This window comes from Nonomuraea sp. GTA35, from assembly GCF_041950525.1.
In the GTDB taxonomy this organism is placed as follows: domain Bacteria; phylum Actinomycetota; class Actinomycetes; order Streptosporangiales; family Streptosporangiaceae; genus Nonomuraea.
The window spans coordinates 259,374-271,266 of sequence record NZ_JBGNUV010000009.1 but is presented as its reverse complement, the minus strand read 5'-3'; the positions used below and the strand labels follow the sequence as shown (position 1 = coordinate 271,266).

The window sequence follows — 11,893 nt, the reverse complement described above, 5'->3', positions numbered from 1 at the left end:
ATCCCTGCCCGAAAACCATCCCCGCCCGGATGGGACGGACGCGGCCGACACCTCTGCTTCGGCCGCGTCCGTTTTCGTGTGCCCGTGGTTGGTGAATCCGTGGGTTGGTGAATCCGTGGGTCCGGGGCCAGGGGTCCCAGGACCGCGGGGCCGGGGGCGGGGACCCGGGGCCGGGGTGCCTATTTCGCTGCCGAGGAGGCCAGCGCGAACCGCTCGCGCGCGGCCTCGATCGCCGCGTCGTCCGAGAACTCCTCGAACGCCAGCGTGTGGTACCGCTCGGGGATGAGCTGCCTGACCCGGTCCGGATAGCCGGCCCCGGCCTTGGGCACCCGGACCTCCGGCGGGATGTCGATCTTCACGGCGATCGGGCCCGAGGCCCGTACGGAGGCCGCCCAGTCCGGGCTGTCCCCGGTGATCGCGCACATGTGGCGGGCGTAGACCCACCGCACCTCGACCAGCGAGGTGGCGTTCGGGGGCTCGGTGCCGAAGGGCTCCACGGCGCACACGACGCCGGATTCGAAGCTGTGGCCGTGGGCGTGGTGCTCGCCTGGCGAGGCCTGCTCGAGTATCAGGGTCACCTGGGCGGCGAGCTCGTCGTTGAGCGTCGATGACGGCTGCCTGGCAACGAAGAACGTCACCCCGGCCAGCACCACGCCGGCCAGGGTGACGATCGCCGCGATGAGCCCGCGACGGGTTTTGATCACGGGCTGGTACAGGTCAGGGTCGGGGCGGTGGCCGGGACCGAGCCGGTCGCGTTGAAGCCGAACGTGGCGGACGCGTTCGGCCCGAGCTGCCCGTTGTGGGTGGCGTTCTTGACCGTCACGTTGGGCGGCTGCCCGGCCAGCACGCCGTTCCACGGCGAGCCCTCGAAGCCCTCACCGTTGTTGTAGGTCCACTTGACCGTCCAGCCGTTGATCGAGCTGGTGCTGGTGTTCTTGACGGTCACCTCGCCCTGGAAGTGGCCGGCCCAGCCGGTGTTGGTGGCCTTCCACGTGGCCGTGCAGGCGCCCGTGGGGATCGGCTCGGTGGGCGTCACCGTGGGGGACGGGCCGGGGGTGCTGCCGCCGGGGCCCACCCCGGTCACCTGGCCGTTGCCGCCGTCGAAGACGACGTCGGAGCAGCTGTAGAAGTTCTCGTTGCTGTCCGAGCGGATCCAGTGGGTGAAGATGATGTGCCGGCCGCTCTTGCCGGACGGGAGCTGGGCGTTCCAGTAGTAGTAGTTGAGCCCGCCGGCGCCACCGGACTTGGGCGGGTTCGTGACGCTGCCGAACGGCTCCAGGTCGGACCACTTCAGCGGCCCGTTCGGGTTCCAGCCGTTCTTGGTGACGTAGTAGTTGAAGGACCCGGGGTGCTCGGCCCAGTTGCTGTGCCGCATCTGGATGCTCGCCCCGGAGGTCAAGTGGGTCAGCGGCCAGTCGGACCGGACCGCGTTGTAGGCCGAGAAGTCGTAGGGCCCGCCGGTGCCGCCGCTGCAGATCTGCCCGTCGGGGATGAATCCGGTGGTCCGGCCGGCGCCGTCGGAGCGCAGCACCGCGAACCAGTTGTACAGGGGGGTCGCGCCGCTCTGGTTGACCGCGGCGGCGCACGCTGGGTTGTAGGGGAGGATCTGGCCGTTGTCCCGCAGGCCGTCCTGCCAGCACAGGAACGTACGGCTGCCGGGGAACATCGACACGCCGTGGGCCTGCGCCTGGGTAGGCGCCATCAAGACAGAGGTGATCAGGACCAGGACGGCGGTGATCGCCGCCGACTTGAAGAACTTCATGGGGATTCCCTTGCGCTGACGACAGAGGAAACCTGCCCACGACCTGCCCGCCCGGCGAGCGCATTGAATCACGCCCGGCGCAATCCGACAACGTTCAGTGAAACTTTCAGCCGATCTTGGTCACGGTTTCCGCTGGTGGCCTGGCCCGCTCCACCTCACCGGCATGCGTACGTGCTTGCCGCGTTCGTGACCCCCAAGGAGGCTGAATGCTGGGAGCGCTCCCACTACACTCCCCTGTCAGAGAGGCGGGAGCAACACGCCATGAGGCACGCGCACATCCACCTGATCATCGGGGCGTTACTCGCCCTCGGCCTGTTCGCCGTTCCGGCCCAGGCCGCGCCGGTGATCTGCGAGAAGTACGGCTCCACGAGCATCCAGAGCAACCGCTACATCGTGCAGAACAACGTCTGGGGCGCCGACACCGCCCAGTGCATCGACGTCAACCAGAGCGGCGGCTTCACCGTCACCCAGGCCGCGCACAACAACTCCACCAGCGGCGCCCCCGCCGGCTACCCGTCGATCTACGCCGGCTGCCACTACGCCAACTGCACCACGGGCAGCAACCTGCCCATGCAGGCCAGCGCCTCGGGCTTCGCGGCGCTGCGCAGCAGCGTCAGCATGACGTACCCGGGCTCGGGCACCTACAACGCCTCCTACGACCTGTGGTTCGACCCCACGCCCCGCACCGACGGCCAGAACACCGGCGCCGAGCTGATGATCTGGCTCAACCGGCAGGGCTCCATCCAGCCGATCGGTTCCCAGGTCGGCACCGTGAACCTGGCCGGCGCGACGTGGCAGGTCTGGTTCGGCAACATCGGCTGGAACGTGATCTCGTACGTGCGCTCCTCGCCCGCGACCTCGCTCGACTTCACCATCGACACCTTCTACTCCGACGTGGTCAGCCGGGGTTACGGCCAGCGGTCGTGGTACCTGACCAGCGTGCAGGCCGGCTTCGAGCCCTGGATCGGCGGCACCGGCCTGGCGGTCAACTCCTTCTCGTTCGGCACGGGCGGCGGCACCTCCGACCCGACCCCGCCGAGCACCCCCGGCACGCCGTCGGCCTCGAACGTCACCTCGTCCTCCGCCACCCTCACCTGGGCCGCCTCCACCGACAACGTGGGCGTGACCGGCTATGACGTGCTGCGCGCCACCGGCGACACCTTCACCCGGGTCGGCGGCGGCACCGCCACCTCCTACACCGACACCGGCCTCAGCCCGTCCACCACCTACCGCTACCGGATCAGGGCCAGGGACGCCGCCGGCAACCTCTCGCCCGACTCGGCCACCGTCACGGTGACCACCCAGCCGGGCAGCGGCGGCGGGGGCTGCGCCGTCACGCCCACCACCCAGACCTCCTGGAACAACGGGTACGTCATCCAGCCGGTCACCGTCGCCAACCGCGGCACGTCCACGCTGAACGGCTGGACGGTCACGTTCCCGCTGCCGTCCGGTCACACGATCACCGGCATCTGGGGCGGCACCTACACCGTCAGCGGCGGCACGGTGACGGTCAGGAACCTGGCCCACAACGGGAACCTGGCGCCCGGGGCAAGCACCACGTTCGGCTACCAGGCCTCGCGGCCGACCGGGAACACGCAGGTGCCCAGCGGATACACCTGCTCATGAGGACTCGCGCGGGCACGCTTTGCGAGGGGCCCGGCCCGCGCGACGGAGGGGTACGGCTGGTGCTGCCGTACCCCTCATCAATCGTGCTCGTCGAGCGTGCTCGTCAATCGCGCTCGTCATCGTGCTCGTCAGTCGTGGCGCAGCGCCGTGTCGAGATCGTCCAGCCGCGCCTCCAGCTCGCTCAGGCAGGCGGGGGTGAGCCTGCCCTCCCTGAGGCGGTCGGAGAGCTTCTGGCGCAGGCTCCTGGTGCCGGAGGACCGCGCCGAGGGGCCGTGTTGCGGCGTCAGGGCGTTCTGCAGCACCTGCGTGAGGTCGAGCACGACGTCGTCGTCCGTCGCGCCGCACGGGGTCCGCGCCCGCAGCACGGTCGTGAAGCCGGCCGCGGCCTGCTCGACGGTGATCACCGCGCCTGGCGAGCTCTCGATCAGCCTGGCCGTGGGTGACGGCGTGGGCTGGGCGAGCTTCGGCGGCGGCTCGGGCGCCGGAGTCTGCTGGAACCACAGCAGCGCCGACAGCGCGAGCGCCGCCGAGCTCGCCACCGTGAGCCCGCGCCGCACGTGGCGGCCCAGCGTCGCCGCGCCGAGCGTGGAGGTCAGCCCCGAGACGATCTGCGCCGCCGTCGGGCGATCCTCCGGCTCGTGCGCCAGGCAGCGCTGGCAGAGCGAGGCGAGCGCGTACGGCACGCCGGCCACCCGGGGCGGCGGCTCGGTCCTGTGCGCCGCCTCGATCTCCTCCCACGTCGTCCCCGGGTACGGCGTGCGCCCGGTGAGCATGGTGTGCAGCAGCACGCCGAGGGCGTACACGTCGACGGCCGGGTGGGTCGGCGCGCCGAGCAGCCGTTCGGGGGCGACGTAGGGAGGGGTGCCGCGGTCGTCGTCGGGGTCGCCGGCCCACGCCGCGATGCCGAAGTCGAGCAGCTTGGGGCCGTCGGCGGTGAGCAGCACATTCTCCGCCGTGACGTCCCTGTGCACCAGGCCGCGGGCGTGCCCGGCCATCAGCACGCGGGCCAGCCGCAGGGCGATGGCCGCGGCCTCCGGCCACGGCAGCGGCTCCTTCTCGATGCGCTCGGCCAGCGGGGTGCCGTCGAGCAGCGGCATCACGACGTAGGCCGCGACGCCGCCGCTCGTGGTGACGGTCTCCCCGTAGTCGTAGATCTCGATGGAGTCGGGGTGGATGAACCTGGCCGCGGCGCGGGCCTCGCTGCGTACGCTGACCCGCTCTCCCGGGTCGGTGTGCAGCGAGGCCGTGAGCACCTTGACCGCGATCATCCGGTGCAGGGACTGGTCGAAGGCACGCCAGATGACCGACATGCCCCCGCGGGCCAGCGGGTCCAGCAACAGATACCTGCGGGCCAGTACGTCCCCAGGCTCAAGCCGACTCACGGATGACCAGTTCCGTTGGGAGCACGGGGTCGATCCCCGCGGCCCCCGTCAGGAGCAGCCGGGTGGCGACCGTGGCGAGCTCCTCGACGGGCTGGCGGATGGTGGTCAGGGCCGGGACGGTGTGCCTGGCGACCGGGGCGTCGTCGAACCCGATCACCGCCACGTCCGCCGGCACCTTGCGTCCTGCTCTTCGCAGGGCCTGGATCGCGCCCGCCGCCATCAAATCCGAGGCGACGAAGACGGCGTCCAGGCCCGGGGCATGGCGTAACAGCCACTGCATGGCATGGGTGCCCGACGCGGCGGTGAAGTCCCCGTAGGCCACGGGTACGTCGGGCGCTCCTGCCGCCTGCAGGGTGCGTACCAGGCCCTCCAACCGGTCGCGGGCGCCGGGTAAGGACGGCGGGCCGCCGATGGCCGCCACGTTACGGCGGCCCGATAGGAGGAAATGTTCGGCCGCCTGGCGGCCGCCGTCGAGGTTGTCGACGTCGGCGAACGGCAGCTTGAGGTCGTGGGGCGGGCGTCCGATGTTGCGGACGGGGACGCCCGAGGTGGATAACTTGATCGCCAGGGGGTGACGCTCTCGCGCCCCCACGATCAGCACCGCGCCGGATAACGCGGGCAGCGTGGAGGAGGTGGGGGTGACGGTGGTCACCATGAGGTGGGTGCCGTGCTCGGCTATCACGGCGCCCGCTGCGGACAGGAGCCTGGCGTAGTAAGGCTCGGAGAAGAGCCGGGGCAAATGGTCACAGACCACTGCTGTGACGCCGTCGGCCATGGTCTTGGCGGCCGTTCCCCGGGGTGCGCGTTGTCGGACGTATCCCATTCGGGACACGGCATCGTAGACTTGGCGGCGGGTCGAGGTACTGACCCGCACCGAGCCTGTGAGGACTCGAGATGCGGTCGCGGGGGAAACCCCTGCAGCGGCCGCCACCTGTGCCAGTGTGGGCTGCTCGGTCATGGAGCACCTCGCGGAAAGATCCTGGGAGCGCTCCCACGTTACCAATGTTTCGCCGCTGTTAATAGGGCCTTTGCAAGGAGTGCGTCCCGCAGTACGGACGCACTCCGAATTTGCTCAGCTAGGGGCACTGGTAACCGATAGAGGTTTCTGTGCCGGATGTGGATCACGGCATATTGTCCATGCCCGATTTGTCTTATCCGGCGATCAGGAAACCCCTCCTACCCAAGATCAGTCGAAATCGGCGACGTCCACGTCCTCGAGCTGGCCGTCCGAGTCGTCGTCGCCCTCCGGCTCGTCCGAGCGCTGCACCGGCTGGCAACCGGCGCCGCAGCCACCGAAGCGGCTGCTGTTGATCGGGGTGAACTCCGTCGCCGGCGTGCCCTTGAGCGCGGCCATCATGGTGTCCTTCCAGATCGGCCCGGGGATCGAGGCGCCGAAGACCGAGCCGTAGTACTTGCCGCCGATGGTGACGTTGTTCAGCTTGTACTTCTGCGCGCCGCGCGAGTCGCCGATGCTGACCGCACCCGCCAGGTCGGGGGTGAACCCGGCGAACCAGGCGGTGGCCTGCGCGTCCGTGGTGCCCGTCTTGCCGGCGGCGGGCCGGCCGATGCCGCCCACGCCACGCATCGTGCCCTTGGTGAACACGCCGGACAGGATGTACGCCGCGGCGTCGGCGACCTCGGGGTCCAGGGCCTGCTTGCAGTCGGGCTTGTAGTTCGTCACCTTGCCGTCGCGGTCGGTGATCTTCGTGATGGCCATCGGCTTGCAGTACTTGCCGCGCGCGCCGATCGCCGCGTACGCGTTGGCCACCGTCACCGGGTCCATCTCGTTGGTGCCCAGCGTGAACGTCTCGTACTCGGTCAGATCCAGACCGTCGGACCGCTTGATGCCCAGCGACTTGGCCGTCTTGATCGTGTCGCAGAGGCCGACGTGCTCCTCCAGCTTCATGAAGAAGGTGTTCACCGAGCCCCAGGTGCCGGTCTGCAGCGACTTGAAGCCGCCGCCGCCCTCGTCGTTGGTGACGGTGTGGGAGGGGTCGCCGATGTTCTCGCCCTTGCAGTTCTTGAACGTGGAGTAGTACGGCGCGCGGTAACCGCTGCCGACGGAGAAGCCGTCGTTGACCTTCATGCCCTCCTCGAGGGCCGTGATCAGGGTGAACGTCTTGAACGTCGAGCCCGCCTGGAAGCCGATGCCGCCGCCGTGCACGGCGTCCGCCACGACGTTGTACGACATCTCCTTCTTGCGCTTGTTCTGGCCGTACTTGCGGCTGGCGGCCATGGCCTTGATCTGGCCCGTGCCCGGCTGCACCAGCGCCTCGGCGGCGACCGGGTTGTCCGAGGCGAACACGTGCTTCTTGATCGCGTTCTCGGCGGCCTTCTGCATCTTCGGGTCCAGCGTCGTCTGGATCGTCAGGCCGCCCCGGTTGAGGAACTGGCTCCTGGCCTTGGCCGTCTTGCCGAACGTCTTGTTGCTGAGCACCTCGTTGCGGACGTACATGCAGAAGTACGGATACGGGCTGGCCTCGCAGCCGCCCGGCAGGGGAGTGCCCTTGTAGCCCAGCGGCTTCTTCTTGGCCTCGGCCGCCTCCTCAAGGGTGATCTTCTTCAGCTCGGCCATCCGGTCGAGCACCACGTTGCGCCGGTCGAGCAGCCTCTTGCGCTGCGCCTTGCCCAGGTTGGGGTCCGTGGCGTTGGGGTCCTGCACGGCGCCGGCCAGGGTCGCCGCCTGCACGAGGTTCAGCTCGGACGCCTTCACGCCGAAGAAGCGCTTGGCCGCCGCCTCGATGCCGTTGGCGTGGGCGCCGAAGTAGGCGATGTTGAGGTACTTCTCCAGGATCTCGTCCTTGGTGTACTTCTCCTCGACCGCCATCGCGTAGCGCAGCTCCCTGAGCTTGCGCGCGTAGCTGGCCTCCAGGGCCGCGTTCCGCTCCTCGTCGGTGGTCGCCGAGTTGAGCAGCACCTGCTTGACGTACTGCTGGGTGATGGACGAGCCACCCTGCGCGATGCCGCCGGAGGTGAAGTTCTTGGCCAGGGCCCGGATGGTGCCCTCGATGTCGATCGCGCCGTGCTCGTAGAAGCGGAAGTCCTCGATGGAGATGATCGCCGTCTTCATGATCGGGGCGACCTGGTCGAGAGTGATCGTCTCGCGGTACTCCTCGTAGAACTGCGCGATCTGGTTGCCGTTGGCGTCCAGGACCGTGGTCTTCTCCGCGAGAGGGGGCTCCTTGAGGTCCTCGGGTTTGATCCCGAGGTCCTCCGATGCCGAGACGAACATCGCCCCTGTCCCCCCGACCGCGGGCAGCGCGATGGCCGCGGCGACCACGCCGGCGGCGGCGGCCGCCGCCGTCAGGCGTGCGACACTCGACAAACGGGAACCCATGCTGGTAAAACCTCCCCATCCTGGCAATATGGTGCATCCTAAACCCGGGCATCACATGCTCCAGGTAAAAGTTGGACGTCCGGCAGGCCCGGATTGTTCGGGGTTTTTCGCCGAAATCGGGGTCATCGGCGGGTTCGTGCAGCGTGGGGCTGGTGAACCCTTCTGAGGTTCTTCGGGATTCCGCCACGCTACGGCAAAGAACCGTGTCGCCCGCGCGGCCGGTCAGGGCCCTTCTGGCAACGTCTACCAGGGCATTTCTTGCTGCCTTGGTGGAGGGGCTTATGCGTCGTCGTGTCGGCGAGGACGGCGGGCACGTCGAACGGCTGCTCGCCGCCGCCAGGACCTGCTGGGGAGAGACCCCCGGCGGTGACGGATGCGTCGTGGCGGAGGCGTACGACGAGGATCTGCGCATCGTGGTGCGGACGCTGACCGTCGCCAGGGCGGTCTGCGGGCTGCTCTCGGCGCGGCTGGCCGTGCTGACCAGGCCCGAGTGGAGCCCGCTGGCCCGGGCGTTCGGCGCCGCGCAGGACCCGCGGCCCGAGCTGCCGCCCGCCGCGCTCGTCACCAGCAAGGCCGAGCGGGCCGTGCCACGCGACATCCCCGTCGTGCACGTGCACGGGACGGGGACGCTGCAGGCGTACGCGCTCTTCCCCGACCAGGGGCCGTGCTCCATCCAGGACGAACTGCCCGCCAGGGTCGGCGCCTTCTTCGAGCGGCACGTCTGGCCGCACAGGGAACTCATCCGGCCCAGCGCCGAGCGGGTCGCCTGGCGGGCCAGGAGCGGCTACCAGGTCCGCACGGCCACCGAACGCCGCCAGCTCCGCCACCACGGCTGCGCCCGGCTCGGCATCGACGCCGACCGGCCCACGATCGCGGTGCTCGGGCACGTGCCGGCGCGGGACGCGGAGCTGTTCGGGACGACGGCCGAGTTCGCCGCCGCCGACGAGAGCGCCAACTGGCTCTTCCTCGACCCCGTGCCCGCCGCCGACCATCCCCGCATCCGGTGCGTGAGCGGGACGCTGTCGACCACCATGGTGTGGAGCATGGCGGACGTGGGCGTCACGTTCGGCGACAGCGACCTGCCCGCCTTCGGCATCCCCGTCATCCAGGCCGGCTGGTCGGAGGGCGGCGCCTGCGGGAGCACGCACGTGGCCGGCTCGCCGTACGAGCACCGGCGGCTGCTCGAAGAGGCCATCGCCCAGCACGCCAAGGGCGAGTCCATCCTCGGGCCCGAGCAGCGTGAGCGCGCCCGGCTGTGGTTGTGGCTGCGCCGCTGCGGGGCCGACGTGCCCACCCAGCTCCTGCCGCACTGGGAGCAGGGAGACGACTACGCGCGGGCGCTCGCCGTCAACCTGCGCCACGTGGAGCCCGGGGGCGATCCGCTGTACAGGGCGGTCGGGCGGATGTGGCAGCGGCGCGAGCCCATGCTCACCCGCCTCGACTTCGGCGACCCGGCGGCGCTGAGCACCTTGGGGAGCACCCGATGAGCATCCTTCGCGAGCCGGCAGGGCCGATCCCTGCCGGCTCGTTCGACCCGGCGGGGCCGATCCCCGCCCGCAGCATCCGATGAACGGCCGCCACGACACGGCCGGACCTATTCCCTCCAGGAGCCTCACATGAGCAGCTCAGGATCCGCCACCGATCTGGACCAGGTGATCCTTCCCGCCATCCCGCCCGTCCACCTGACCAGCGGCCAGGTCGCCTCCTTGCAGGTCACCGACCGGCTGCAGCGCGGCAGCCAGATCGTGGGCAGGTTCGAGACGTCCGGGCTGGCCGGGTTCAAGGTCTCGGCGCAGGGTCGGCCGCTACGGGTGCTGGTGTCGCTGTCGGCGGACGAGCGGTCGGTGAGCGGCTGGCACAGCGGGCGCGCCGAGGCCACCACGCTGCCGCGGCTCGTACAGATCCGGTCCCAGGGCCGGCTGCGCCAGTGCGTGCTGCTGCGCGGCAAGAAGGCGCACGCCAGGGTGGCCTTCGACCTGACGCCGGAGGAGATCCCCGACGACGGCCTGATCTGCGTCGAGGCGCTGGACATCACCGAGGGCGACGGCGTCTGCGACTCGGTGCGCCAGGCCGTGGCCGGGCGCGTCGCTCCCGACGGCGTGGCCGGGGTGCGGCTGGACAAGGTCGTGTTCGAGGAGCCGCCGCCGGTGGACTACGACCCGGACACGCTCGACGGGTCGCGCTGCGAGCTGTACTCGCTGATCAGCGCGGGCGGACTGGCCAACGTCAACCGGCAGGGCGTGCGGGCGCTGCGGTCCGGCATGTTCGTGGTCAACCCGGTGCTGAAGGACCGGTTCGGGTCGAGCGGGCGCATCACGCTGCGGCTGGGCACCAGGGCCGAGGCAGTGAGCATGATCCCCGCGACGTGGCGGCGGGTCAACAGCGAGCTGCGCTGGCTCCGGCACGCCACCAGGAAGCTGCTGCACTCGGCGGCGCCGTCCGTGGAGCGGATCATCAGCTTCAGGGACGGGGACCTGGGGGCGCCCGAGCAGCAGGCGCACGGCAACGTCACCGAGCTCGAGCTGGCCAGCCCGGCCGGCTCGCCGCTGCTGGTGATCCTCGCCCCGTGCCCGGGCGCGGTGCCGACCCTGGAGTCGGGCACCTCGCACTAGGAGCCCGGCATCGCCCGCCCCGGCGGCTAGGATGCGAGGTCATGGGCGACGCCATCGACAGGATCATCGAGCAGTGGCGGCGTGAGCGGCCCGACCTCGACCTGTCGGCCATGGCTGTCTTCGGCAGGCTCGCCCAGGTCACGCGGCTGATGATGCCGCAGGTGGACCAGGTCTTCACCAAGCGCGGGCTGCGGCAGGGCGAGTTCGACGTGCTGGCCGCGCTGCGCAGGGCGGGGCCGCCGTACACGCTGATCCCCTCCGAGCTGTCGGACGTGCTGATGATGTCGCGGGCCGGCATGACCAACCGGCTCGACCGGCTGGAGGCCGCCGGGCTGGTCGAGCGCAGCCTCGACCCGGCCGACCGGCGCAGCTTCCGCGTCAAGCTGACCGAGGAGGGCCTGCGGGTCATCGACGACGCGCTCACCGAGCACGCCGCCAACCTCGCCCGCCTGGCCTCCCCGCTCACCACCGAAGACGTCGAGACGCTCTCCGAGCTCATGCGCAAGCTGGTCAACGGTCCTCTTGGTAAGCGCGGGGACGGCGGTGCCCAATGGACCCGGAAAAATAGCGATCACCTGTGATAACGCCGCTCACCGGGCAGTGGATGCGTGTGGGCATGAGCGGTTTGCGAATCGAGACGACCCGGCATCTGCATTGCACGGTCATGCGTGCCAGCGGTGTGCTCGACCACGCGGGGCGCGTCCGGTTCAGTGCCCGCATCAACGCCGTGTGGGACTGGTCGCCCGGCCCCACCCTCGTGTTCGACCTGGCCGACCTCGACTTCTACGACTCGTCGGTCATCGGGGTGCTGGCGATGGCGATGCAGCGGATGGCCGAGGAGGGCAGCGGCCGGATCTTCGTCGTCCGTCCCTCCGACCACCTGCTGTCGGTGCTGCGGCTGACGGACCTGCTCCCGCACGTCGAGCTGCGCGACAGCGTCGAGGAGACGGTGGCGGAGCTGATGCTGCAGCAGGGAGATCGTGGAATCGGCGAGCGCGCCGCGAGCTCACGGTCGCCGATCATCTCGCGCCTGAACGTACGGCGGGACCTCGGCTGATCCGCCCGTGACGGCAGCGCCCATCCAGAAGGCGGCCCGCCCGGCTCGCCGGCGCCCGCCATCGCGCAGGCGCCGGTGGCCGGCCGCGTTCGGGCTCGGTGCGGCCGGCCACGTCCG

The 11,893-nt window shown here is 70.2% G+C and carries 10 protein-coding genes; 5 read left to right on the top strand and 5 right to left on the bottom strand.

Going from position 1 to position 11,893, the window contains the following annotated elements:
- Positions 1-179: 179 nt before the first annotated feature.
- Together ACBJ32_RS35585 and ACBJ32_RS35580 are read right to left on the bottom strand one after the other, a co-directional pair.
- Complete coding sequence (locus ACBJ32_RS35585; protein WP_357882496.1) at positions 180-704, bottom strand: hypothetical protein; 525 nt, start codon at positions 702-704, stop codon at positions 180-182.
- Entirely contained in the window at positions 701-1,762 is a 1,062-nt protein-coding gene (locus ACBJ32_RS35580; RefSeq protein ID WP_375130488.1) for a lytic polysaccharide monooxygenase, read from the bottom strand. Before ACBJ32_RS35580 ends, ACBJ32_RS35585 begins: the two co-directional genes overlap by 4 nt.
- Before the next feature lie 261 nt (positions 1,763-2,023).
- Here ACBJ32_RS35580 and ACBJ32_RS35575 point away from each other — a divergent pair, with 261 nt between their 5' ends.
- The gene (locus ACBJ32_RS35575; protein ID WP_375130487.1) at positions 2,024-3,388 is read left to right on the top strand and encodes a cellulose binding domain-containing protein; all 1,365 of its coding nucleotides are present in this window, start codon (positions 2,024-2,026) and stop codon (positions 3,386-3,388) included.
- Between the two features lie 128 nt (positions 3,389-3,516).
- Here the strand turns inward: ACBJ32_RS35575 and ACBJ32_RS35570 are convergent, their stop codons facing one another.
- The 3 genes from ACBJ32_RS35570 to ACBJ32_RS35560 form a co-directional block, all read right to left on the bottom strand.
- Positions 3,517-4,770, bottom strand: coding sequence for a serine/threonine-protein kinase (locus ACBJ32_RS35570; RefSeq protein WP_375130486.1), 1,254 nt, complete (start codon positions 4,768-4,770; stop codon positions 3,517-3,519).
- Positions 4,757-5,728, bottom strand: coding sequence for a LacI family DNA-binding transcriptional regulator (locus ACBJ32_RS35565; RefSeq protein WP_357882484.1), 972 nt, complete (start codon positions 5,726-5,728; stop codon positions 4,757-4,759). The genes ACBJ32_RS35570 and ACBJ32_RS35565 overlap by 14 nt, the downstream gene beginning before the upstream one ends.
- 228 nt (positions 5,729-5,956) lie before the next feature.
- Positions 5,957-8,107, bottom strand: coding sequence for a transglycosylase domain-containing protein (locus ACBJ32_RS35560; protein WP_375130485.1), 2,151 nt, complete (start codon positions 8,105-8,107; stop codon positions 5,957-5,959).
- A 281-nt stretch (positions 8,108-8,388) separates the two neighbouring features.
- On the opposite strand from ACBJ32_RS35560, the gene ACBJ32_RS35555 reads away from it, so the two are divergent.
- From ACBJ32_RS35555 to ACBJ32_RS35540, 4 genes are all read left to right on the top strand, one after another.
- Positions 8,389-9,594 carry a hypothetical protein gene (locus ACBJ32_RS35555; RefSeq protein WP_375130484.1) on the top strand — a complete coding sequence of 402 codons (1,206 nt, stop codon included), beginning with the start codon at positions 8,389-8,391 and terminating at the stop codon, positions 9,592-9,594.
- A gap of 129 nt (positions 9,595-9,723) precedes the next feature.
- Entirely contained in the window at positions 9,724-10,719 is a 996-nt protein-coding gene (locus ACBJ32_RS35550; RefSeq protein WP_375130483.1) for a hypothetical protein, read from the top strand.
- A 41-nt stretch (positions 10,720-10,760) separates the two neighbouring features.
- The gene (locus ACBJ32_RS35545; RefSeq protein WP_357882471.1) at positions 10,761-11,300 is read left to right on the top strand and encodes a MarR family transcriptional regulator; all 540 of its coding nucleotides are present in this window, start codon (positions 10,761-10,763) and stop codon (positions 11,298-11,300) included.
- Positions 11,301-11,323: 23 nt separating this feature from the next.
- Positions 11,324-11,776 (top strand): STAS domain-containing protein, encoded by a 453-nt coding sequence (locus ACBJ32_RS35540; RefSeq protein ID WP_375130482.1) that lies wholly within the window; start codon positions 11,324-11,326, stop codon positions 11,774-11,776.
- Positions 11,777-11,893 lie beyond the last annotated feature (117 nt).